The organism is Staphylococcus sp. FSL W8-1207, from assembly GCF_038003745.1.
Classification (GTDB): domain Bacteria; phylum Bacillota; class Bacilli; order Staphylococcales; family Staphylococcaceae; genus Staphylococcus; species Staphylococcus equorum.
In genome coordinates this window covers 450,090-476,212 of record NZ_JBBOPU010000002.1, presented here as the reverse complement: position 1 = coordinate 476,212, position 26,123 = coordinate 450,090, and the positions used below count along the sequence as shown (strand labels likewise).

General features: G+C 35.2%; 19 protein-coding genes and 1 other annotated feature. Of the genes, 9 read left to right on the top strand and 10 right to left on the bottom strand.

Annotation, left to right across the window (positions count from 1 at the left end; all coding sequences use genetic code 11):
- From NSR03_RS11910 to NSR03_RS11880, 7 genes are all read left to right on the top strand, one after another.
- Nucleotides 1–418: tripartite tricarboxylate transporter permease (locus NSR03_RS11910; RefSeq protein WP_285328661.1), on the top strand; the 418-nt coding region annotated here is incomplete at its 5' end.
- Between the two features lie 251 nt (nucleotides 419–669).
- A complete protein-coding gene (locus NSR03_RS11905) occupies nucleotides 670–1,101 on the top strand; it encodes a universal stress protein (protein ID WP_002511906.1) in 432 nt (143 codons plus the stop codon).
- 339 nt (nucleotides 1,102–1,440) lie between these two features.
- Complete coding sequence (fadX, locus tag NSR03_RS11900) at nucleotides 1,441–3,015, top strand: fatty acid degradation protein FadX (protein ID WP_069821201.1); 1,575 nt, start codon at nucleotides 1,441–1,443, stop codon at nucleotides 3,013–3,015.
- 18 nt (nucleotides 3,016–3,033) lie between these two features.
- A complete protein-coding gene (gene fadD / locus NSR03_RS11895) occupies nucleotides 3,034–4,560 on the top strand; it encodes a long-chain-fatty-acid--CoA ligase FadD (protein ID WP_069821200.1) in 1,527 nt (508 codons plus the stop codon).
- A 92-nt stretch (nucleotides 4,561–4,652) separates the two neighbouring features.
- Nucleotides 4,653–5,861, top strand: coding sequence for an acyl-CoA dehydrogenase FadE (fadE, locus tag NSR03_RS11890; RefSeq protein WP_002511908.1), 1,209 nt, complete (start codon nucleotides 4,653–4,655; stop codon nucleotides 5,859–5,861).
- Nucleotides 5,862–5,913: 52 nt separating this feature from the next.
- Nucleotides 5,914–8,172 (top strand): 3-hydroxyacyl-CoA dehydrogenase/crotonase FadB, encoded by a 2,259-nt coding sequence (gene fadB, locus NSR03_RS11885; protein ID WP_002506160.1) that lies wholly within the window; start codon nucleotides 5,914–5,916, stop codon nucleotides 8,170–8,172.
- 32 nt (nucleotides 8,173–8,204) lie between these two features.
- On the top strand, nucleotides 8,205–9,389 hold the full coding sequence (locus tag NSR03_RS11880; protein WP_002506159.1) for a thiolase family protein: 1,185 nt from the start codon (nucleotides 8,205–8,207) through the stop codon (nucleotides 9,387–9,389).
- A 90-nt stretch (nucleotides 9,390–9,479) separates the two neighbouring features.
- Here NSR03_RS11880 and NSR03_RS11875 read toward each other — a convergent pair whose 3' ends face one another.
- The 9 genes from NSR03_RS11875 to NSR03_RS11835 all read right to left on the bottom strand — a co-directional run bounded on the left by NSR03_RS11875 (nucleotide 9,480) and on the right by NSR03_RS11835 (nucleotide 20,908).
- On the bottom strand, nucleotides 9,480–10,550 hold the full coding sequence (locus NSR03_RS11875) for a hypothetical protein (protein ID WP_002511909.1): 1,071 nt from the start codon (nucleotides 10,548–10,550) through the stop codon (nucleotides 9,480–9,482).
- Between the two features lie 161 nt (nucleotides 10,551–10,711).
- Complete coding sequence (locus NSR03_RS11870) at nucleotides 10,712–12,517, bottom strand: assimilatory sulfite reductase (NADPH) flavoprotein subunit (RefSeq protein WP_069821199.1); 1,806 nt, start codon at nucleotides 12,515–12,517, stop codon at nucleotides 10,712–10,714.
- Between the two features lie 101 nt (nucleotides 12,518–12,618).
- Nucleotides 12,619–13,080, bottom strand: a complete 462-nt coding sequence (locus NSR03_RS11865; RefSeq protein ID WP_002506156.1) for a DUF3021 domain-containing protein — start codon at nucleotides 13,078–13,080, stop codon at nucleotides 12,619–12,621.
- Entirely contained in the window at nucleotides 13,077–13,517 is a 441-nt protein-coding gene (locus NSR03_RS11860; RefSeq protein ID WP_064783289.1) for a LytTR family DNA-binding domain-containing protein, read from the bottom strand. The genes NSR03_RS11865 and NSR03_RS11860 overlap by 4 nt, the downstream gene beginning before the upstream one ends.
- 315 nt (nucleotides 13,518–13,832) lie before the next feature.
- Entirely contained in the window at nucleotides 13,833–14,573 is a 741-nt protein-coding gene (locus NSR03_RS11855; protein ID WP_002511910.1) for a cyclase family protein, read from the bottom strand.
- Between the two features lie 24 nt (nucleotides 14,574–14,597).
- Nucleotides 14,598–16,844 (bottom strand): 5-methyltetrahydropteroyltriglutamate--homocysteine S-methyltransferase, encoded by a 2,247-nt coding sequence (gene metE / locus NSR03_RS11850; protein WP_031266001.1) that lies wholly within the window; start codon nucleotides 16,842–16,844, stop codon nucleotides 14,598–14,600.
- Complete coding sequence (locus NSR03_RS11845) at nucleotides 16,838–18,679, bottom strand: bifunctional homocysteine S-methyltransferase/methylenetetrahydrofolate reductase (protein WP_069821198.1); 1,842 nt, start codon at nucleotides 18,677–18,679, stop codon at nucleotides 16,838–16,840. The genes metE and NSR03_RS11845 overlap by 7 nt, the downstream gene beginning before the upstream one ends.
- On the bottom strand, nucleotides 18,633–19,808 hold the full coding sequence (metC, locus tag NSR03_RS11840; protein ID WP_021339286.1) for a cystathionine beta-lyase MetC: 1,176 nt from the start codon (nucleotides 19,806–19,808) through the stop codon (nucleotides 18,633–18,635). The genes NSR03_RS11845 and metC overlap by 47 nt, the downstream gene beginning before the upstream one ends.
- The gene (locus NSR03_RS11835; RefSeq protein WP_069821197.1) at nucleotides 19,805–20,908 is read right to left on the bottom strand and encodes a PLP-dependent transferase; all 1,104 of its coding nucleotides are present in this window, start codon (nucleotides 20,906–20,908) and stop codon (nucleotides 19,805–19,807) included. Before NSR03_RS11835 ends, metC begins: the two co-directional genes overlap by 4 nt.
- A gap of 62 nt (nucleotides 20,909–20,970) precedes the next feature.
- Nucleotides 20,971–21,348, bottom strand: a binding site (T-box leader).
- A gap of 180 nt (nucleotides 21,349–21,528) precedes the next feature.
- Between NSR03_RS11835 and NSR03_RS11830 the strand changes: the two genes are divergently transcribed.
- Nucleotides 21,529–22,374 carry a ParB/RepB/Spo0J family partition protein gene (locus NSR03_RS11830; protein ID WP_021339285.1) on the top strand — a complete coding sequence of 282 codons (846 nt, stop codon included), beginning with the start codon at nucleotides 21,529–21,531 and terminating at the stop codon, nucleotides 22,372–22,374.
- 297 nt (nucleotides 22,375–22,671) lie between these two features.
- Here the strand turns inward: NSR03_RS11830 and NSR03_RS11825 are convergent, their stop codons facing one another.
- On the bottom strand, nucleotides 22,672–24,276 hold the full coding sequence (locus NSR03_RS11825) for an amidohydrolase (protein WP_069821196.1): 1,605 nt from the start codon (nucleotides 24,274–24,276) through the stop codon (nucleotides 22,672–22,674).
- 292 nt (nucleotides 24,277–24,568) lie between these two features.
- On the opposite strand from NSR03_RS11825, the gene NSR03_RS11820 reads away from it, so the two are divergent.
- Entirely contained in the window at nucleotides 24,569–25,714 is a 1,146-nt protein-coding gene (locus tag NSR03_RS11820; protein ID WP_069813699.1) for a globin domain-containing protein, read from the top strand.
- Nucleotides 25,715–26,123 lie beyond the last annotated feature (409 nt).

Here is a 26,123-nt window from a genome sequence, read left to right as displayed (position 1 = left end):
CAGTATATTTATTGGTAATATATTCTTAGTCATTTTGAACATTGCTTTAATAGGGTTACTACTCAAGATATTACGTACACCCCCAAAAGTTTTATATCCGCTTATTTTGGTGCTAGCGTTTATCGGTACATACACATTAGGTTATAGTATCACTGATTTCTACATTTTAATTATTTTCGGTATTATTGGTTTAGTTATGAAATTATTAGACTTTCCGCTTGCGCCTTTGATTTTAGCAGCAATTATAGGTTCAGATATGGAGCAGAATTTTCGTAAAAGCTTGATAGTGAGTAATAACAATGTAGGAGATATATTTTGGGGATCCCCAATTAGTCTCGTGTTAACATTGATGACTATTTTAGCTTTGGTCTATCCGCTGATTATAAAAGGATTCAAAAGAATGAAAGTGAAAAAATAACATAAAAAAACAGTTCATTTTACAAGGAACGACATCATTAAATTAGGAACGTAACGAAAAACTAGGTAATTTCCTGAATGCTATAGGAGATTACCTAGTTTTTTATTTTCATGCTTTTGGCCCCCACTATTTTTGAATTTTTCTCTCTAATCCAATTAGTTGGCATTTGTTGTTACTAAATTAAAAAACATTTTTGAGGGTATTATATAAGTAATAGTAACTAAATACTTGCCACTAGGAGGTTAGTGTATATGTTTAAAAATATATTATTACCCTATGATTTTGAAAATGATTTTAGTGCGATTCCTGACCATTTAGCAAAAATGGTTGATACAGATTCAATTGTTACAGTTTATCATGTTGTTGAAGAAGCTAATTTTGCAACTAATTTAGAAAATTATATTGAACAAAAAAGTGATATTATTAGAGAAAAAGAAAGCAGCCTTGCTCCATTTTTACACGAATTAGATGAAAAAAAGGTTCAATATAAAGTAGATATTGATTTTGGACCTGTTAAAGATACAATCTTAGACAAAATTACTTCTGGCGATACAGATAAAGGTGAATACGATTTAGTAATTATGAGTAATCATAGAGTGAGTTTGAATATTAAACACGTTTTAGGAGATGTTACGCATAAGATTGCTAAAAGAAGTTCTGTCCCAGTATTAATTGTTAAATAAAGATTAAAAGCATAGAAACCTTATTAAACTAAGCATCATGCTAATATTTTTAATATATGCTGACCTAAAAAGTACTACAATCTTATAAAAGTATGTGTTCCTTCAAGGTGTGCGCTGAAAAAGTGTGGATTTTGAAGGGATTTTTAATTCGCTAATTTATGCCCGCCATTATCTGTTTTATTTATTAATTTACTATGTAAAATAAAGAATTTTTGCATAATTTTCAATAATAATGGTATATTACATGTAAGGGCTTACATTTATTAAAAAGGGAGAGATTATTCAAGGGGAAAATGATAGATAAAATAGCCGGATTAAACAAAGATAGGAGTCGCAAGTATGAAAATTATTCCGTTTTCAGATTTGAAAGACATCATTAATGAAGGTGATGTGATAGCCCTAGCAGCATTATCAACGGCTAACTTACCAGCTGAGATTCTCAAAACATTAGTCGATCAATATGATGAGCATCAAACGCCTAAAGCCTTCACCTTTATGTTGGCAAACGATATTAGTGATTATCGTGGCGACAGTTATGATTTAGATTCTTTTGTATCAAGGGGTATGATCAAACGATTAATCACAAGTATTATTACTGGTTCACCTAAGACTATCAATGCAATGCGCAATAATGATATTGAAGCCTATTACGTGCCTCAAGGTGTAATTACGACGCATTATCGTAGTCAAACATCTGCTTCACCAGGAACAATTACTAAGATTGGGCTGAATACCAATGTTGATCCTAGATATTCTGGTGGCAAAGTAAATACGCGTACGACAGAGGATCTAGTATCTTTAATTGAAATCAACGGAGAAACATATTTAAATTATGATTTTCCAGAAATTGATGTCGCATTGTTACGAGGTACATATGCCGATACAGAAGGTAATATTTATATGACGCATGAAGCACATCTTGGAGAGGGTTACAGTGTTGCAGCAGCTACACATAAGAATAAAGGTAAAGTGATTGTGCAAGTGAAAGCAGTCATCCAAAGTGGGCGTTTCAATCCGAGTGATGTATTTATTCCGGGTAAACTTGTAGATTACGTTGTAGTTAATAGCAATCCGAAATATCACAGACAGGTTGTCCAAACACAATATGAACCAGCACTTTCAGGACATTATCAGATTACTGAAATGCGAGAGCCATATATAGCATTAGGTACCCGTAAAGTGATTTTGAGACGTGCAGCTCAATATTTACTTGAAGGAGATGTAATCAGTATTGGTTTTGGCATTAATAATGAATTGTCGAATGTTTTAGAAGAGGAGCAGGCCAATCATTTAGTTCAAACGAATATAGATACAGGCGTTTTTGGTGGCTTAATTAGTAGCGGTAATTACTTTGGTATGAACTACAATCTAAGTGCACGCATGAGACACGAGTTAACATGGGATTTTATCTATAACGATGGCATAGATGTCGCATTCCTAAGCTTTGCTGAAGTGGATCAATATGGCAACGTTAATGTGTCTAAGTTCGGAGACAAAATGAATGGGTGTGGTGGTTTTATTGATATTAGCCAATCAGTTAAAAGGATTGTTTTTTCAGCTTCAATGGTTGTTGGGGGTCAACTAAATTTTGTGAACGGTGAAGCCCAAGTGGAAACACAAGGTAAGTCACCTAAATTTGTAAAAGAAGTTGGCAACATAGATTTTAATGTTGAAAATGCACGAAAATTAGCACAGGAAGTTTATTTTGTTACTGAACGCGCAGTGTTTGAACTGACGGACAAAGGTATTAAATTAATTGAAATTGCACCTGGTTTAGATTTAGAGCGAGATATTTTAGCAAATATGGAGTTTCAACCAATCATTTCTGACGAGATTAACATAACACAGAATGATATTTATCAAAAAACATGGGGAGGTCTGTCTCAGGTAATTAAGTCGGAAGATCGTATTTAAAATAAGGGGGAGAAAAATATGAATTACGACTGGATTAAAACGAGAGCAGTATTTGATGAGGAAAAGCCAGCAATTATCGATCCATTTAAAGGTACTGAATGGACATATCAAGATTTAAATAAACGTGCAGAGAACTTAGCAAATCATTTACAAGATCAAGGTATAGAACGTGGGGATGTCGTTGGTATTTTCTCACCAAACGATGTAGCTATTCTGGATTTATTATTCGCTACATTTAAAATAGGTGCAGTATATTTACCGATGAATTGGCGTTTGAAAACACAGGAAATTGAAAGCGTGATTCAAGATTCTGATGTAAAATTAATTTTTTATTCACAAAAGCATTTATCAAGTTTAGAGGGAATCGCAGACGAACTCATTCATATGGATGTCGATTCAAAACAATATGATGATATGGTCGATCCAAACAATCACCGTCCATTCAAAACGGTACATGTAGAAAAAGATGATTTAGCAGCGTTAATGTACACAAGTGGTACAACAGGATTACCTAAAGGCGTTATGTTTACGTATGAAACTTTCGTCAATAATCCAATAAATACGGCGCTCACTTATAAAATAAATTCTACGTATAAGACGATTGTTTCGACACCAATGTTTCATGTATTAGGCTTTAACGATTTGACGTTACCATTGCTAATGGCAGGCGGCACACTGATTATACAACGCTACTTCAATGGTGAAGCATTAAATGATCTCATGGCACATTACAAACCAAATTATTTAATACAGATACCAACGATGTATTATGCAATGTTAGTTGCAGAGAATTTTGATCTTAAAAACTTCGATAACATTGAATTCTTACTTCAAGGTGGGTCAGCACCACTACCTGCTGTGCAAAAGAAATTTAACAGTATGGGCCTATCTATCGTTAATGGTTACGGTTTGACGGAAGCGCCACTAACAATGGTTAACACGCCAGAAAATGGCGCTGAAAAACCTGGTAGTATTGGGCAGCCTGTCATGTTTGTGGACTATCGTATTTTAAATGATGAATTTGAAGATATACAAACTGGAGAAATTGGCGAATTAGCTGTTAAAGGTAACAATGTTACACCAGGTTATTGGAAGAAACCAGAAGAAACAGCGAAAAATTTCAAAGATGGATATTTCTTAACAGGAGATTTAGCAAAAATAGATGAAGACGGTGATATCTATATCGTTGATAGACGTAAAGAAATGATTATCACTGGTGGTGAAAATGTGCTGCCTTCTGAAGTAGAAGCGGTCTTATCAACACATCCATTAGTAGCACAAGGTGTGGTAGTGAGCTATGAAAGTCCTAAATATGGAGAATCTGTTTCAGCAGCAGTGGTATTGACTGAAGATGATTCAGACTTTGAACAAAAATTAGACGCACACATGAGAGAACACTTAGCTGGGTATAAGATTCCGAGAATGTATTTAAAATTAACAAATATTCCGCTGAACTCAACTTCAAAACCAGATAAGCTAGAGTTACAGAAGAAGATGAATAATAAAGCTGACAAAGCGCGTCAACAAGATGATGAATTAGCTTAAATAACTTATGCTTTTATAAATATTTTAAAATAATAACTATAAATTTTTTGACAATCTTTGTAAGCGTTAACATTAAAGTGGAGGTTTTAATTATGCCAACAAAAGAAGAAGTAATCAAAGCATTATATCCAGAGGATATTTTAAGTATTGCAAAAGATTTAACTGAAGGAGAAGTTAAATTATTAAAACAGCTTAATGATATGTTAGAAGAAAAATATAGAGACTCAGTTAATGAGCATTGGTTAAATGCGACTGAGCCAGAAGACTATTTTGAAGAATTGGGTAAATTAAACTATTTCCAAAATCCGTTACTATTTGAAGGACGTGAAGGAGAAAAAACACCTAGTCAACTATTCCAATTCTTTATGTCATACACAATAGCCAAATTTGATGTTTCTTTAGCGACATTACTCGGTGTACATCAAGGCTTAGGTCATAATTCATTTTGGTTTGGTGGTAGTAAAGAGCAACAAGCCTATTATTTACCCAAATTACAATCACACGAATTACGTACGTGCTTTGCATTAACAGAACCGGAACATGGCTCTGATGTCGCGGGTGGATTAGAAACTACTGCGAAACGTGAGGGCGATCAATGGGTTATTAATGGTGAGAAAAAATGGATTGGTGGTGCAAATGTAGCCGACGTTATGCCAGTATACGCAGTAGATGTAGATACTGGTAAACCTAAAGGCTTTATTGTCGAGCCTAGTCAAGAAGGCGTGGAAATCGAACTTATTGAAAATAAAATTGCACTCCGTATCGTTCCTAACGCCAAAATTCGTCTGAAAAATGTGGTCGTGAAAGAAGAACAAAGGCTGCAAAATATTAATAGCTTTAAAGACATTGCGAAAGTATTATATTCTACTCGTGCAGGCGTGGCGTACATGGCTACAGGAGCGATGGCAGGCGCATTAAAAGCTACGACAGACTATGTAACGCAACGTAAACAATTTGGTAAGGAAATTAGTAAGTTCCAATTAATTCAAGAGAAATTAGCTATGATGCAAGGCAATCTAGCTCAAGCAATGGCGACATGTGCGCAACTTGCACGTATGCAAGCAAAAGGTGAATATGATGAAGTGGCAACTTCAACAGCTAAAATGATGAATGCACTGAGATTAAGAGAAACAGTATCAATGGGCCGTGGTGTGCATGGTGGAAATGGTATTTTAGCAGGAGAGTACGATATTGCAAGATTCTTTGCAGATGCTGAAGCGATTTACACATATGAAGGCACACATGAAATCAATGCACTTGTAATTGGAAGAGCAATCACGGGAGACTCAGCATTTATTTAATATAAAATATGAACGATTGAAGATATAGAAAAAACAATTTGGAGGTTTTAGTATGACGATAAGAAAAGCAACTGTGTTAGGTGCAGGCACGATGGGTAGTCAAATCGCTGCGCTCCTTGTCAACGCAGGTTTAAAAGTAAAATTATTAGACATTGTGATTGATGAGAATGAACCTAATAAAATTTCCAAAAAAGCTTATGAAGTAATAACTAATCCAAAGCGTCCACAGCTATTTGACTTAGCCTTTGCCTCAAATTTATCTTATGGCAACTTTAATGAAGATTTAGTTGAGCAAGATGACGCTGACATTTATATTGAAGCAGTAAAAGAAGAAGTGGATATTAAGCATAATGTTTGGGATAAAGTGAAAAAGGTAGCAAAAGATGATGCTATATTTGCGACGAACACATCAGGTATTCCAATAGAGTCGATTGCAGATGTATTTGAAGGAAAAGATAAAGAACGCTTTTTCGGAATGCATTTCTTTAATCCACCACGCATTATGAAATTAGTCGAAGTAATTCCAAATGAAAAAACGTCTGAAGCGGTAGTGGAACGCGTACAAGCATTTGCAGAAGATGTATTAGGGAAAGGTGTCATTGTTGCAAATGATGTCCCAGGATTTGTGGCTAACCGTGTTGGTACACAAACGATGAATGACATTATGTACAGAGCTGAAAACCAAGATTTTTCTATTACAGAAGTGGATGCTTTAACTGGCCGTAGTATTGGACGACCAAAAATGGGAACGTATGGTTTATCAGATTTAGTTGGTCTTGATATTGCTATGACCGTAATTAAAGGTATGCAAAGCGTTCCAGATGAACAACCATTTTTCCACGATGTAAAACTTTCGGAAAAATTAGCGGCAAAAGGTGCATTAGGTAATAAAACGAAACAAGGATTTTATAAAAAAGTAGATAAAAAGCGTTTCGTCTTTGATGCAGAGCAAAATGATTATGTGCCACCGCAACCACCACAATTAGAGATTTTAGGCAAGTTTAATAAAGACTTGGCTTCTAACTTAGACGTTATCTTTAATGCACAAGATGATGCAGGCATATTTCTATGGGAAACATTGAGAAATAATTTCTATTATTCAGCGATTAACGTGCCGAAAGCGGCAACTGATTTTAAAGATATTGATCGCGCATTAGTATGGGGTTTTAACTGGAAACAAGGACCATTCCAATTGTGGGACTTAATGGGCTTCGAACGTGTGAAGTCACGCATGAAAGAAGAATTAGGATCACTTCCAGATTGGATAGAGCAACGCAATGAACCATTCTACAGTGAAGGTGAATCTATTGAACGTGTTACACCAGTCGCAGAGTATATTGATCAAGAAATTTGGGAAAGAGCAGATTCTAACTTATCTGTGGCGAATAAAGATCAATTACTTTTAAAATTACAAAGTAAAAATAATGTGATTACTGGCGGATTCCTTGATGATTTATTAGAATCAATTAACAAATTAGAAGATGAAGACTATAGTAGCATGGTCATCTATGCAGGCGGCAACAACTTTAGTGTCGGTGCGAATTTGTATCAAATGAAAAAAGCACATGAAGAAAACCAAGTGGTATCAGAAGTAGGCGCCATGGTCGAAAAACTTCATTATATATTCACTAGACTGAAACATGCGTTGAAACCAGTTGTTACTGCAGTTCAAGGTAGAGCCTTAGGTGGCGGTTGCGAACTTGTACTTCATTCACCATTTGTGGTAGCTGCAAGTGAATCTTATATTGGTCTTGTTGAGACAGGCGTAGGCTTACTACCAGCTGGTGGTGGACTCGCAGAATTAACGGATAGAGTATTGCGCACAAATCATAAAAACAATGATAAACAAGATTCAATTACTAAAATATTAATGCAAGTTGGTTTCGCAAAAGTTTCTACAAATGCATATGAAGCAGTGAAATATGGTTATTTGAGAGAGACGGATACTGTAATATTGAATACTGAAAGACGTGTTGAAGTTGCATTAAATAGAGCGCGTTACGAATCAGAAACTAATTATGTACCTACACCAAAATCACAATATATTGCTTTAGGCAAAGACTTTAAGGCATTAGCTGAAGGTCAGTTAGATGCACAACGTATGGGTAACTTTATCAGTGACTACGATTATGAAATTACGTTGAAAGTGGCAGAAGTATTAGCAGGCGGTGACATTCCTCGTAACACATACGTGAATCAAAGATATTTACAGACACTTGAAAAAGAAAGATTTTTAGAGCTTTTACAAAATAAAAAAACGTATGACAGAATTTCACACATGTTAGAAAAAGGAAAACCATTACGTAATTAATAGTTGAGAGTAAAAAGAAAGGGTGAACTTAAATGCGAGATGCATATATTGTAGCTTATGGACGTTCAGCAGCTGGTAAGGCAAAGAATGGGGCAATGGCTCACGAAAGACCAGATGAAGTGGCAGCAAAAGTATTAAAAGGTGTATTGGAAAGAGTTGGAGGTTCATTTGATCCTAGTATGGTAGAAGACGTTATCGTCGGCAATTCATTTCCAGAAGGCTTACAAGGACAGAACATTGCAAGAACAATTGCATTACTTGCAGGCATGCCAAACGAAGTACCAGGACAAACGGTTAACCGTTACTGTTCATCAGGCCTTCAAACGATTGCGCATGCAGCAAACCAGATTAACGCGAATCAAGCAGACATCCTTGTAGCAGGCGGTATTGAATTGATGAGTGCAGTACCAATGGGTGGTAATGAACCAACAAACAACCCGATTCTGCAAGATGAAGATTCAGGTGTTTCTTATCCAATGGGACTAACTGCAGAAATGGTAGCAGAAACTTACAATGTGTCTAGAGAAGACCAAGATGCATATGCAGTACAGAGTCATCAACGTGCTACAAAAGCACAACAAGAAGGTAAATTTGATGACGAAATTATACCGATTGAAGTGAATAAAGTCACTTATGATCAAAATGGTCCAGTCGTTTCGAAAGAAGTATTTAAAGACGATGAATTAATCAGACCAGATACAAATAAGGAAACTTTAGCTAAATTACCTACAGTGTTTAAGGCTAACGGTACAGTGACCGCAGGCTCCTCGGCACCCTTAACAGATGGTTCAGGGTTTGTCGTAGTCATGTCTGGTGAAAAAGTAAAAGAATTAGGCGTGAAACCCATCGCACGCTTTGTTGGCTTTAAAGCTGTGGGTGTAGATCCTAAGTTAATGGGTATTGGTCCAGCGTATGCTATTCCAGAAGCATTGAAATTAGCAAACTTGGATGTTAAAGATATTGATTTAGTTGAGTTAAACGAAGCATTTGCATCTCAAACATTAGCTTCCATTAGAGAAACAGGTTTAGATATGGAGAAAACCAATGTTAATGGTGGTGCAATTTCACTAGGGCATCCGCTTGGCGCAACAGGCGCGATGTTAGTAGGCAGACTACTTTCTGAAATGAAGAAACAGCCAGATACGAAATACGGAATGGTTACGATGTGTATTGGCGTTGGCATGGGTGCTGCTGGCATTTTTGAATATGTAAGATAATCGTAGTTTGAATATGTAATAAATAACCCCTTAAGCGTAAGATAAATGCTTAAGGGGTTTTAATTTATGATTTGTTATTTTATTATGGTTTTAATTCAAAGTGATAAATTGATGTGCATGTTGATGTGTAAGTGATTCAGGCCATTCGATTGCTAATGATGTCCAGCTTTTTCCACCGCTTTCAGAATAGAAAACCCCTTTATTATTAGCAATGTAAAATATACCATCCTTTTCGGAGATGGCTGAAATTAAGGTGCCCTCTGGTGCAGGTAAACCTTCATCAGCTTCTGTCCAAGCACTTTCATGTTCTTTATCAACATAGTAAATCGTTGAAAACGTGTCATCATCATAATTATGTGCGTTAAACGGTGAGTTCGATGTAGCGATGACAATATTACTGGAATTGTTAGAATTAAGCGCTAATCCATAGCCGTATCTATATTTTATACCATCAATGAATGTCGTCCATGTTTGACCATAATCATCGCTTTCAATAAATGTATCTCTACCACCTTCTAAAAAGGCATCTCCTAAAACGCCGTACAATTGATTTGGGTAATCAGGATGGCTCTTAAGCACATGAATATCTATAGGTAGCACACGATCTGTGCGTGGGAGCTCCCAATGTTGACCATAATCTCTGGATTGAATAAATCCGCCGGCTTCAATAGTTAAATTGATTGTTCCGGGAGATTTAATATTAGTATCAAACCATTTTACATGATGCGTAAATGGTCTAGGCGGGAAGAACCATTGATTTTTACCTTGTATATGTTCAAAATCTGTAAGGAGTTCAAATGTTTGTCCCTCATTATAGGAGATGAAAAGCGCACTTGGTTCCGTGCCAACAATTACGGTGCCAGAAGATTTACCAGTATCAACCACTGTCACTGCTGTGATTGATGTCATATGAATATCATCTTTCTTAAATGGGCTATTGTAAGTGAACCTTGTGCCTATTGGAGCCCATGTATCACCCTTGTCGGTACTTTTCCATAAACCACGGTCAAACGTGCCGCAATATAATATATTACTATTTAAAGGATCTTGAGCTATTGAAATCGGGTTAGTGCCCTCTAATTTAAATGCTGTATGAAGGCCTTGTGCATCATTTTTAATAAGCAATAATGCATTGTCATAAGTGATTGCGCATTGAGCCATATTTATCACGCTACCTTTGGGTAAGTTTATGATTTAAAGTATCGTATCAGACTTGTTTAACAAAAAGAAATTGAGTTACAAATACCTTAGATAATTATGCTGTTAGAAAACAACAGAAAATGAATTAATGTTGTTTTGTTCTTGGCTATAGTACATACATACTAATAAACATCACGTTGGTAACGTTGATTTTTAATTAAATCTCTTAAATAGTCTTCTGCACTATCTTGGCTGTAATTACCATGTTTAATCAGTACATTCACTAATGCTTGATGGACACCTGAAGCCATCTCATCTTTATTTCCACATAGATAAATCGTAGCGCCCTCTGTTATCCATTTATAAAATTCAGCACTATTATCTTCAATACGGTGTTGGACATAAATTTTAGTTTCAGTATCTCTTGAAAAAGCTAAATCTAATTTACCGAGTACACCGTCACTCAGCCAGCCCTCTAAATCACTCTGATAAAGGAAATCTGTATTATAATTTTGATTACCAAAAATAAGCCATTGTGATCCTTTAAGATTTAAGTGTGCGCGTTCTTGTAGATAGGCTCTGTAAGGTGCGATGCCTGTGCCAGCACCAATCATAATGACAGGTGTGGTTTCTTCATAAGGAAATTTGAAGTTTGGATTCTTTTTAAGATAAACAGGCATATGATCACCAGGTTGTGTACGTTCAGCAAGTTGAACGGAACAAACGCCTAGATGTTCACGACGATGCGCTTCATATTTCACGACACGTACTGTGATTTGTACACGATTTGGATTAACGTTGTTACTGCTTGCGATTGAATATTCTCTTGGTGGTAATTTTCTTAATAATTGCGGTAACATTTTTGGTTGAAGTGATACGGGTGTAAAGTCTTTAATCAAGTCGATGACATCTCGACCATAAATATAATCTTGAATCCAATCATTTTTTTGAACATTTGCGTTTAACATTGGATTACTAAATAACTCAGCAGCACTTTTCATTAGGGCAGGTGTTATTTTTGAAATTTCAAAGTAATGTGTCAACGCATCTTGTAATGTTAATGGTTGTTCATCTTTATCAACATAAACAAGTGTTTCAGCGTCCCAACCTAAAGTATCGATAAAGTGTTCAACAAGGGCAGGGTCATTTTCAGGTATTACTACTAAACTATCTCCAGGCTCATATGATTCGTTGTAACCTTCAAGAGATAATTCAAGATGTCTGACTTCGCGTGTTGCATTGGCTTCAGTCAGTACATTATTTTGTATTACTTCAGCTTGAAATGGGTTTGATTTGGAATACTGACCATGAGGTTCTTCAATTGTGACTTCATCGTCTATCACATCATTTGCATCTGTGTTTGGCGAAACGTTGGTTAATAGCTCTAGCATATCTGCAATCCATTGTTCTGCTACTTCTTCAAAATCAAAATCACAATCTACCCTTTCAGCTAATCGATGACCGCCTAATTTTCCGAAGATTTCATCAAAGTCTCTTCCTGCCTGACAAAAATCTGGATAGCTTTCGTCTCCTAATGCGAGTACAGAGAAGTTTAATCCATCTAATCGTGGGGCTTTATCACTGTGCATAAACTCATGAAAATCTATCGCGTTGATTGGGGGCTCTCCCACGCCTTGTGTAGAACATATGATAAACAGGTAATCTATATTTGTCAGTTCATCTAGCGGGAAATCATCCATCTCCGACAAATGAACATTTAAATTGTGTTCCTTTAATTTTGCTTCAAATTGATCGGCAACTTCTTCAGCATTACCTGTTTCAGTACCAAATAGAACATGTACTTCTAAAGGTTCAGCTACGGAACTATCAGTTGCGTTTGATAGTGTCACCTCATCATCCTGCGTTTCAGGATTAACTAAATAACTGCCTAACCATTGTTGCTGACTTGAAGATAATGTTGGCAGAAGTTGATTTATAAGTGCCAATTGTTCTTTGTTAAAAGGAGTATTGGTTTCATTTAGTTGCAAATCATTCACCTCGTCTTCTTTTATTGTATGAGGTTTGTGTAAACATCATGTCCTTAAATCATAACATCATTGAATTACTTTATTAATTAATTGAAATAGGATTAATGTTTTTGATTCTCTGAAATGATCTTGTTTATTTCATTTATATCTCTTTGTGCTCTTCTACTTTCAATAGACCAAATAACAAAGTAAATCATTGTATATATGAGTATAAATACGATGATGACCGAGATTCGGAGTGGAAACCAACCTGCTAATATACCTAAAGGAAACATCACTATCAACATTACACTAAAATGAATCACCGTCTTTTTAAAAATTGAGAGGCGGGTATGTGAGAATATCAGTTCACCCAAACTAAATGTGACACCGATGAAAGCCCATATTAGAACAGATATCAGCATAATTTGTAACTCGGTGAAGTGTTCATAGTAAAATCGTCCCATTGTCGATATTGGAGAAACAGGCATAAATTGCGTATGCGAAAATATAAAAGAAAATAATAGCGAAATCATCGTACCAATCGAAACACCTATAGTTGCACCATGTATTAACCTTTTCATAGTTTTAGAGCCTCCTTTATTATAGATAAGTATCTTCTAGAAGAATATGTGAAGTCATCGTTTGAAAAGCGAATTTCTATAGTTCCGTTTTTATTGAGTTTCAAATGGTCGATATAATCGATATTGATGATTTCTGATTTAGATATTTGTAGGAAGTTTGAACTTAATTGTTTTTTAATAGTATATAATCTTTCGTTCAGGGTAAAGTGTTGATTCCATGTATAGATGGTTAGTATTTTATTTTCCATCCTGAAACATATAATATCTCGCTGTTTGATAAAGTGAATTTCATCATTATGTTTGCCTGTAAATGTTTTTCGGTTGGATAATTGTTTGATGTATTGCACGATATCTGGCAAATTTTCTGCGTTTTCATTAGCTTGTATTATAACTTCATCTTCGGATAATGCATTGTTGTATTTAACTCTGACCTTCATATGCAACGCCTCCTGTTAAGTTAAGTAAAACAAATATTAGCATTAAATACTACATAGTTTAATTAAGCGGTCAGTATTGCTAACTAAGTGGTTACAAATGCACATTAAGTGGATGACCTTTAAAAATGCACATAATAAATTCCCCTAAATCATTCTTGGTAGGGAATGATTTAGGGGATATAAATTATATCTTTTAAAAGGAGAAGTTGATATATAAGAAGTGCTCAATTTCTTAATATCTTTTATATTATAATAGCTAGAGTTTTAAGTTTGGGGTGCTCGTGTATATCTAATGATATCTTAAAGATTTAGCTATTAGGGTGTAATAGCGAATGCGCGTACAGGAAATCCTGGCGCGTCTTTAGGTTTAGGGCTAATCGTGTAAATAAGGGCACCACGTGTGGGTAGTTGATCTAAATTCGTCAACAGCTCAACTTGGAATGTATCTTGTCCTAGGACGTAACGTTCACCAACGATATCACCATTTTTGGCTACATCTATCGAAGCATCTGTATCAAATGTTTCGTGACCAATGGCTTTGACTTGTCGTTCTTCGAGCAAGTATTTTAAAGCATCGAGGCCCCAACCGGGTAAATGGAGGTTGCCATTGCTGTCTTTATTCTCGAATTGTTCGATGTCTGGCCAACGTTTCGACCAATCACTGCGTAAGGCGACAAATGTGCCGGGTTCAATTGTTCCATGCGTTGATTCCCATTGTTCGACATGTGTGCGAGTTAATATGAAATCTGCATTCTCTGCTACTTCTTGTGAAAAATCTAAAACAACAAGTGGTAGGGCGAGTTCTTTTAAATCTAATTCATGTAAATAGCGTGTGTTTTCCACAAAATGAATAGGTGCATCAATATGTGTACCGTACTGACTTACTATATTCCAATTTTGAACATAAAAGCCATCGTCTGCTACGTTAAACAGGGTAGAAACTTTAGCGCGTTCAAACTCACTGAAGCATGGAATGGTTTCATCAAATGTGTGGGTCAAATCGACCCACTTTGATGATTTTAATTGTTCTAATTGTTCCCATAATGGATAACTCATGTGTATCACCACCATTTTTAATCGTTATACTGTTGCTGTATTTGTTGATTTTCGTAACTTATCAACGGCATTTACTAAGACACTTAATGCTTCTACTACTTCATCTTCTTTACGTGTCTTCAATCCACAATCTGGGTTGACCCAGAATAACGAACGATCAATTTCTTGTAAGGCACGATGGATTGCTTCTGTAACTTCTGATTCAGTCGGAATACGTGGACTATGAATATCATATACCCCTAAACCAATACCTAAATCGTAAGTAATATCTTCGAAATCTTTAATCAAGTCACCATGGCTACGAGATGTTTCAATAGAAATCACGTCTGCATCTAAGTCGTAGATTGCGTGTATGATTTGTCCAAATTGTGAATAGCACATATGTGTATGAATTTGTGTTTCATCAGCCACGGAAGATGTTGCAAGTTTAAACGAATGCACAGATTTGTTTAAGTAGTCTTCGTGATATTCTGAACGAAGCGGTAAACCTTCTCTTAAAGCAGGTTCGTCTACTTGAATAATTTGAATACCTTCATTTTCAAGTGCCAATACTTCTTCATTAATAGCGAGCGCAATTTGATCTTGTACTTCTTCACGCGGTAAGTCTACACGTTCAAATGACCAGTTCAGAATTGTGACAGGTCCAGTGAGCATACCTTTTACAGGCTTGTCTGTTAAACTTTGTGCATAAAGTGTCTCTTTCACTGTAAGTGGTTCAGCCCATTTCACATCGCCATAAATGATAGGTGGTTTCACCGCACGTGATCCGTATGATTGTACCCAACCGAATTTAGTTACTAGGAAACCTTGTAGTTTTTCACCAAAGAATTCGACCATATCATTACGTTCAAATTCACCATGTACTAAGACGTCTAAACCAATATCTTCTTGAATTTTAATCCAGCGTGCAATCTCATTATTTAAGAATGATTGGTAATTTTCATCTGATATGCGGTCATTTTTCCAATCAGCACGATATTTACGTACTTCTTGAGATTGTGGGAATGAACCAATTGTTGTCGTTGGTAAATCTGGTAAATTAAGACGTTTGTCTTGTGCTTGTTTACGCGTTTTAAAAGCAGATTGTCTTGAAGTACGTACGCTGTCAAAATCGTATTCAAGGTTTTTAAATGATTGATTCTGGAAACGTTCATAGCGTGCTTTTAATTGATTATATTTTTCAGCATCATTGTCATTAAATAGGCGTCTCAAGGCATCTAATTCGTCTAATTTTTCAGTTGCGAAACTTAATCCTTCGGCAATTGATTCTTCAAGTGTTTCGTCATCTAATGATACAGGAACATGCAATAATGACGCTGATGGTTGAATAACAAGATCATTTGTATAATTTTGTAACGTGTCGATAAGTTCTTTTTTAGCTTCAATGTCAGCAGCCCAAACGTTACGACCATCGATAATACCTGCATAAAGTGTTTTGTTTTTATCAAAATCGCCAGCTTTAATTTGTTCAAGGTTAAAGTTATGGTCATGAACGAAATCTAGGCCAAGCCCTTTAACAGGTAAGCTGTTTAAAAATTGTAGATTAACACGTTCGAAATAGGTTTGTATCACGATATGATTTTCTAAACCAGCCTCAGCGAAATACTCATATGCTGCTTGTGTAATAGCTTCATAATCTGCGCTGTCATCTGTCACTAATGCAGGTTCGTCGATTTGAATATATTCAGCACCAGCTTCTTTTAGTGATTGTAGTACTTCTTTATATAAAGGTAACAGTGTGTTTACTTTTTCTTCGAAAGATTGGTCGCCACCTTTAGATAATTTAACAAATGTAATCGGACCTACAATGACAGGATGTGCGTTTACATTTAAAGATTTTGCATAATTAAAGCGTTCTAATAAGACATTGTGATTAAGTTTCGGTTCGGCATGATCCCATTCTGGAACGATATAGTGATAGTTTGTGTTGAACCATTTGATTAAGGCACTTGCAACATGTTCTTTATTACCTCTAGCAATATCGAATAATAAATCATCATCTATGTCTCTACCTTGGAAACGTTCAGGAATAATATTAAAAAGTAAAGATGTATCAAGAATATGGTCATAAAGTGAAAAATCGCCGACAGGAATACTTGATAAATTGTAATTTTTTTGTAGTAATAAATTTTCTTTATGCAAATCTGTTAATTGTTGATGTAATGTATCTAAATCTAATTTTTTAGACCAGTAACCTTCGATTGCTTTTTTCCACTCTCTTTTTCTACCTAATCTTGGAAAACCTAAGTTTGATGTTTTAATAGTCATAATATTGCCTCCTGTTTAGTTGAAGTAATTGATTTTGAATAAGCTGCAAGTTCTAATGTGTAATCTGCTTTTTGGAATGGTGTAATTAAATACAAACCATTAAAGTATTCATGTACTGTGTCAATCAGTTCTTTGGATAGTTTCAAGCTCAGTTCTTTTGATTTTTCTTTATCATCTTTAACGGCTTCAAATTGTTCTAACACTTCTTCTGATAATTTAATACCAGGTACTTCATTGTGTAAAAACAAAGCGTTATTATAACTTGTCACTGGCATAATACCGATAAAGAAAGGAACATCTAAATGTTTCGTTGCTTCATAGACTTCTTTAATTTTTTCAGTACTATAAACCGGCTGTGTAATAAAGTAGTGCATACCGCTCTCTAATTTTTTCTCTAAGCGTTTTACTGCACCGTCTAATTTTCTTACATTTGGATCAAAGGCACCTGCGATGTTGAAGTTTGTCTTTGTCTTCAGCGCATCACCATCTGTGTTAATCCCTTGATTGAAACGCGATGCAATTTCGGTTAAACCTTTGGAGTTTACATCGTATACGTTTGTAGCACCAGGTAAGTTACCAATCTTAGAAGGGTCACCTGTGATGGTTAATATTTCATTGATGTCTAGTAGTGATAGCCCTAATAAATGAGATTGTAATCCGATAAGGTTACGGTCGCGACAAGTGATGTGCACTAATGGTTCGATATCGTATTGTTGTTTAATAATGCTTGCTGCAGCGACATTACTAATTCTTACGGTTGCTAAAGAATTGTCTGCTAAGGTGATCGCATCGATATTGGCGTCATCAAGTTTTTTGATATTTCTGAAAAATGTATCTGTATCTAAGTGTTTCGGTGTATCTAATTCAACTATAATCGTCGGACGTTGTTTTACTTTTGATGTTAGATTCTGAGATTGTTTTGATTTAGATGAAGTACTCGTATATTTTGTGATCGGTATTACATTTTTTTGTGTTACAGGTTTCAAATTATCTATAGATGATTTAATGAATTCAATGTGCTCAGGTGTTGTACCGCAACAACCACCAATGACGCGAACGCCTTCGTTAATAAGCTTCTGTGCGACATTGCCAAAATACTCGGCGTTATCGCTGTATTTAAATTGGCTGTTTTCTATATCAAGCAAACTTGCGTTCGGATAGCACGATAAGTATGCGCCTTCTGGTAATTCAATATGTGAGAATGATTGTTGCATATGATGGGGACCATGATGACAATTCAATCCCACAATATCAGCACCACTTGCTGCTACTTGTTGTAACGCTGTATTAATCTCTGTACCGTCTCTTAAATAATTTGTATTCAAAGCAGTGAGTTGGGCAATAATCGGTATATTGTGTTTACGTTTTGTCGCTTTTATAATATTTGTAAGTTCTTCTAAGTCGTAATAGGTTTCAAAAAGTAAACCATCTACGCCAGATTCTACTAAAGTATCTACTTGTATTTCTGTATGATACTGAATCGCAGATAGACCTAAATCTTCTTGTTTAACGCCTCTAAAGCCTCCAACAGTACCTAAGATGAATGTGTCATCTTTTGCAGCTTCTTTTGCGATTTTTACAGCAGATTGATGAATTTCTTTCACTTTATGTTCTAAGCCAAAGTCTTTTAACTTTTCAAAGTTTGCACCATACGTATTGGTCTGTATAATATCTGCACCAGCTTCAATATAAGAACGATGGATATGTGCTACTTTCTCAGGATGTGTTAAGTTGTAAGCTTCAGGACATGTATCTAGACCTTCAGAGTAAAGAATGGTGCCGATCGCGCCGTCAGCTACTAATATGTTGTTCTTCAGTTTGTCGATGAGTTGACTCATTGAAAGCCTCCTTAATTGCGTAATTTAAATCTGAAATTAATTCATCCGCAGATTCTAAACCAACACTTAATCTAAATAATCCGAATGTAATGTTACGTTCTTCGCGTACTTCTTTAGGCACTGCTGCGTGTGACATTGTAGCTGGGTGAGAAAGAATTGTTTCTACGCCACCTAAACTCACAGATACGAGTGGTAATGATAATGCGTCTACAAATGCTTGTGCTTTGGTTTCGTCTTTTAATCTAAAGCCTAATACTGCACCACCGTGACGCGCTTGTGATAAATGTAAGGCGTCATTTCCCGGGTAATATACCTCAGCAATTTCATCACGCTGAGCTAAAAATTCATAAAGTTGTTGCGCATTTTCCACAGATTGATTGAATCTCACTGGCAACGTTTTTAAATGTTTTGCTAAAGTCCAGCTATCGTGAGCAGATAATGCTGTGCCTGTACCATTTTGTAATAAATAAAGTGCATCTGCTACGCTTTGATTATTGGTAATCGCTACACCGGCAATAATGTCGCTATGACCACTTAAGAACTTCGTTGCACTATGAACAACGATATCTGCACCAAGTGCTAATGGTGATTGACCAAGCGGTGTCATAAATGTGTTATCCACTGCGAGTAAGAGTTGATGTTGTTTTGCGATGTGAGCTGCACCTTTAATATCTGTAATTTTGAATAATGGATTAGATGGTGTTTCTACGTAAATTAGTTTTGTGTTGTCTTGTATCGCATCTTCTATCTCATTTAAGTTTGTCGTATCTACTGTTGAAAATTGAATATTAAAACGTGTTAATATCTGTTCGGTTAGTCTGAATGTACCCCCATAAACATCATCAGGTAAAATAACGTGATCACCAGCATTTAACGTAAGCAATACTGCTGAAATTGCGGCGATACCTGAAGCATAAGCAAATGCGTGACTGCCACCTTCTAGTTTGGCTAATTTTTCTTCTAATAATGCTCTATTAGGATTACCACTTCGTGCGTAGTCGTATTTTGCATTGCCACCTAACACTTTTTGATGAAACGTAGAAGAATCATATAAAGGAGGGTTCGCCGAATCATAATCTGTACCTCTATGTGCATCGAATATTACTTCTGTCTCTTTTGATAAACTCATGAAATCACTCCTTGGTTAGATTTTTGTAATGCTTGTACGATGTCTTTCTCAATATCTTCATAATTTTCAATTCCGATAGATAGTCTAAGTAAATGTTCGTCAATGCCACGTTTGTCTTTTTCCTCATCTGGCATATCGACATGGGTTTGGGTATATGGAAATGTTATAAATGTTTCAGTACCACCGAGACTTTCGGCGAATAAACAAACTTCTAAATGTTCTAAGAATTTGTCAGCTTTATAGGCTTTGTTTAAACGTAAGCTCAACATGCCAGTACGTCCGCTATAAAGTACTTTATCAATTGCGTCTAAGTTACTACATCGTTCTGCGAGTAATTTAGCGTTATATTCTGAACGATCCATTCTGATGTGTAGTGTTTTTAAGCCACGTTGTAGTAAATAACTATCGAAAGGTGATAGTGTAGCACCAATCATATTGTGTAACTGTGCTAATTGTTCTGCTAGTGCATCGTCATTCACTGTGACAACGCCAGCAAGTACATCGTTATGGCCACCTATATATTTTGTAGCAGAATGTAAGACGATGTTTGCACCATCCTCAAGTGGCGTTGAAAGATAAGGTGTTAAAAATGTATTATCTATAATTGTTAGTAAATTGAATTTTTTACTTAAGATATAGTACGGATCGATATCAACTTCTATCATTTGTGGATTAGAAATCGGTTCTATAAATAGTGCTTTTGTATTTTCAGTAATACTTTGTTCTACTTCTTCATAATTAAGGAAGTCTACATATTTGAAATGAATACCGTACTGTTGCTCGTAAAAATCAAAAAGTCTAAATGTGCCACCGTATAAATCAAAAGATACCAATATTTCGTCACCAGTTTTGAATAAATTACAAATAAGTTGAATGGCTGACATACCACTTGAAGTTGCAAATGAAGCAGTACCTCGTTCTAGTTTTGCAAAAGCTTCCTCAAATGCTGAGCGGGTTGGATTTTTCGTTCTTGTATAGTCGTAACCAGTTGATTCGCCTAGGTGAGGGTGTTGGTATGCTGTTGATAAATAGATTGGATTTGCAACTGCGCCTGTATGATCTTGTGACAAAGCAATTTGTGCCAGTTCAGTATTTTTCATAATAGATAACCTCCTTTTAAAAATAAAAAAAGCTTCCGTCCTTTACACCCGAATAATCGGATATAAAGGACGAAAGCTTAGCTCGCGGTACCACCTTTGTTTGTTACTCTATCACTAAAGTAACCTTATCCAGTACGCCAAATTGTTGAATAGGCAACAGAGACTGAATAGTGACATCGTATCTTCGTTGGAATTAAAAAACCTCATCTTATATGAATAAAATGAGTATTAACGAAATATACGACGCGTGGATTTAATCCAGTACGCCATTTAACAAAATGTTAATACTGTATCGCTATAACGGGCGATCCCGTTGACACCTCATATTGGTATCAACACTCAAAGGCCATTTTCAAACTTTCTTTCCGTGTCTTCTTTCAGCGAACAAAGACTCTCTGTGTCAGCAGTGTAAGTTTTACTTTCCCTATTACTGTGTTTCGTATGTGCAATTCGTATTTGATATACCTTAGATTACACACCAAAATCCTTTTTGTCAACAACTTATCTGAAAATTTAGATTAAACAAATTATTTTTTATGTATATTTACTGTCATGAGTGTGATGATATACTGTGAATATATTATATACGTAAAGAGATATTTGATGATGAAAGTAGGTGTATGACAATCGAAAATTCAAAAGATCATAGATTGCAATTAGAAGAAGATGCTCAAATTCAACAAGTTAAAGTCACGACTATTAAAGCAAACCCTTATCAACCACGTAAAACATTTGATGAAGAACGTTTAAATGACTTAGCAAAATCGATTAAACTTCACGGCATTTTACAACCTATCGTATTAAGAAAGACTATTACAGGTTATCACATTGTAGTAGGTGAACGACGTTACCGAGCGGCAAAAATAGCAGGGTTAGCAGAAGTGCCTGCAATTGTTAAAGCATTATCTGATGAAGATATGATGGAACTTGCCATTATTGAAAACTTACAACGCGAAGATCTCAATGTTATTGAAGAAGCAGAAAGCTATCGTCAATTAATGGATGATTTAAAGCTAACACAACAAGAAGTTGCAGAGCGTTTAAGTAAATCTAGACCTTATATTGCGAACATGCTACGTTTGTTACAATTACCTAAAGACGTATCGAATATGATCAGAGAAGGTACATTATCAGGTGCTCATGGGCGTACCTTATTAATTGTAAAAGACGCACAAAAAATGCGTCAAATCGCCAAGCAAGTCTCCCGGGAGTCTTGGAGTGTTCGTTATTTAGAACAATACGTAAATGAAAATTATAATGAAAAAAGTACAAAGAAAAAAACACAAGAAGTAGCTACGAAACCTAAGTTTATTCAACAACAAGAAAGACAACTTAAAGAACAATATGGTTCAAGCGTTTCTATTTCTACACATAATAAAAAAGGACACATCACTTTTGAATTTAAATCAGAAGCTGAATTTAAAAGGCTAATCCATCAATTAAATGAGAAATATAATAATGAATAACTTACTTCATATGTGAGGACTTAAACCCCTAAAATTTTAGACTGACTTGTCTAGGACACTGACTCAGCTTGCAGTCTTCGATTCGTGTGGTTCTCTCAGACGACTCGTCAAAATTTTGATGAATGTTAAATCACTAAAAAGGACATGTTGAACTCAAAATTCAACATGTCCTTTTTATATCAATGTTTCGTATTATAGTGCACGCTTTCTGTAGATATGGTTTGAGACTGTAGTCTTTAGATGCATACTATTCTCATAGAAGTCTTTCAAACAATATGCATAAGCCATGTGATGCTATTATTTTTTATAGACTAATTTACCGTCACAAATCGTTGCTTCAATTAAGTTGTTATCGAGTGTTACATCTTCTTCTAGTGGATTACGATTCAGTATGACAAAGTCTGCAACATGACCAACTTTAATTGTACCTTCGTAGTCTTCTGTATGATTCAAACGCGCTGCATCTGCAGTCATCTTTTTATATGCAGAGCTGCGAGATAAACGTTGGTGGGCACCAAGTATATCACCGTTTTTAGTTTTTCTATCAACAGCAATCTGGATAGATTCCAAAGGAGAAATTGGTGTCACTGGCGCATCAGTATGCAAAGTAAACAGCATGTTTTCATCTTCTGCCCATTTAACTGGGTCTAAATTGTTTGCTTTATCGCTACCTAAAAAGACATCACGGTGTAAGTCACCAAAATAATAAACATAATTAATAAAGAAAGAGCCTCCAATATGATGCTCTGCCATTTCTTGAATATCTGAACGCGTTGCAGTTTGTAAATGTTCAACTCTATTGCGTAAAGCGTTCGTTTTATACATTGCTGTATCTTTATAAGCTTCTATTACAGATTGGGCTGCATAATCACCATTTGCATGGGTAATAATATTAAAGCCTAATTGTTGAAAATGTTTAAATTTTTCTGTCATTACTGATTGTGACATTAAAGGTGCAGGTGGTGTTGCGCCATCTAAGTAAGTACCTCTTATAGAAGCAGTTTGTAATTGAATAGATCCGTCATTAAAGAATTTTACGCCGCCTAAATGACTCATACGGTTACTATGTTGTTGAAAAGTGCGATCGAGTGTTTCGGCATGTACGTCTTTAAATTCAGGATGTTTTTCTAGTAATTCATGCGTAATTACCCAGCGTGTACGGATACGTTGAGGTGTGTTTAAGAATGTTAATATACCTTCATAATCTGTGTAACCATTACCACCGATGAGTAAATCAGAAGTATTCGTTATACCGTTTTTTACATAATCATCAATTGCTAAATTCATACTATAAGCGAAACTATCTGCTGTAGCTTTAGGCAGTGCTGCTCTTAATTTAACAATCGCTGGCAATTCAATAAGCACACCGTTGACATAACCCTCAGAATCTCGTTCGTAATAACCACCTTCTGGGTTATCGTCTGTTAGTTCAATCCCCATAATTTGCAGTGCTTTTGTATTTACAGTAGCCATATGACCTGAGTAATGCATAATCGCAATCGCAGTATCTTGAGAAATTTGGTCTAAATCAAAGCGATTAGGATGGCGTTGTTCGGCTAAAGCTTTTTCATTATAACCGTAACCTATCAACCATCCGTTATTAGTTAAGCTATCCTTATTGTCATTAAATTTATTAATTAAGTCCGTAATGTTTAAAATGTCAGAAGCAGCACAGTTCACCATTAATTTTGTCGATCCATAGCCTGTTGGGTGACTGTGCGTATCTATAAATCCAGGTGTAATCCATTGTTGTTCCAAGTCTAGTGCCCTGTCATCCTCTACAATATCTTCTTGTGGCACAATGTCAGAGATGACACCGCCATTTAATATGAGTGTGCCTAAAAATGGTTCGTTATCTTCCATGTCCAAAATCATTGCATTTACTATTTTTGAAATTTTCAAAGTAAAGCCTCCTACGTGTCTTTTGTATCCATTACACATACTAATCTTGAAAAAAAGTAATTTCAATTGATAACATATTTTAAAGATTAATTTATTAGTTTAAAATATAAGTTTTTAAGTAGTATAAATTTCAAATTCATGTTATGTACATTTTTTTATTTTAAAAAAACAGAAAATAGTTACAAATTTATGTATCTAGAATGTGAATGTTGTGTGAAATAAGTTTGAACCCATTGTAAGTAAATGAAGTTCGTATAATAATGGGTATATAGAATAAATTAGGAGGGCCAATATGTTAACTCAAGAAGAGATACAAACAATTAAAGAAACAGTGCCATTACTAAAAGATAAAGGACAAACGATTACATCAATTTTTTATAAGAGACTCTTTGAACAACATCCAGAATTAAAAAATGTATTTAATCAAACTAACCAAAAAAGAGGATTACAATCTTCAGCACTTGCAATGGCTGTATTAGCAGCAGCTGAAAATATCGAAGATTTGTCACCGATTGTTCCAGCGATTATGCCAGTTGTATACAAACACTGTGCATTACAAGTTAAACCCGAACATTATCCAATTGTTGGTGAAAATTTAATATGGGCGATTGAAGAAGTGACTGGTCTTGAAGATGAAGATCCAATTATCCAAACATGGATTAAAGCTTATGGAGAAATTGCTGATGCGTTTATCGGCTTAGAAAAAGAAGTTTATAGCAATATGGCTTGGGATGGCTTCAAACCATTTGAAGTTACTGAAATCACTGAAGAAACTGAGATTATTAAAGCATTTACAATTAAATCAGATGATATTGATTTAAGTCAATTTGTTCCTGGTCAATATATTACTGTAGATATTACGAGTGACAAACTACCTTACCAAGCTAAGAGACATTATTCTATTGTTGATGGTGGTAAAGACTTCTTAACATTTGGAGTTAGAAAAGATGTTACTGAAGCGCATGAAGGTGAAGTATCAACAATACTACACGATGAAGTGTCAGTTGGAGATACGTTGAGCTTATCTGCGCCAGTAGGCGGTTTTACTCTAGCGAATAAAGAAAATAAACAATTATTCTTAGGTTCAGGTGTGGGTGTTACACCACTTGTTTCTATGTATAAAGAAGCGGTTAGTTCAGGTTTAGAATCAACATTCTTACAATCAACGTCTAATGCGCAAAATGTCGCTTTTGAAAACAAATTAAACGATATTTCTGACCAGTCTTCACTTGCACGTTTTGACACACATTTCCGTGATGAAGACGGCTTTATTGAAGTAGCACAACTACAACAATATGTAGATAATGAAACAGAAGTTTATATTTGTGGTGGTGATTCATTCTTAAAAGCAATGATTTCTGAATTACAAACAATCGGTATACCAATGGATAACATTCACTTTGAAACATTTATTCCAAGACTTAGTTTTTCAGCATAATTATTAGATAAAATTGAATTTATTCATGAACTAGCGCCAATGACATTTAGTTGTTATTGGCGCTTTTGTCATTTGATTAAAGAATAAAATATGAGCTTACAATAATTAAAATAAGAAAAATATTTATAAAAAATAATAAATGTTGATGTAACGTGTTTTACAACGTTGTTAATGAAAATTACATTATTATAATTATTATTTAAAAATAATTATCGAAACATTTTGAATACGCTATGTTAAGCGCTTATATTTAACGGAATTATACTGTTTTTAATAGAAACCATAGTTTAAAAGTACGCTTGACATAAAAAATTACAATGAGTAAAGTATGTATCATAATTATTTTCGAATAATTCTAAAGACTAAAAATAATATGAATTTTAAAAACAGAACATTAAAGAAAAGGGGA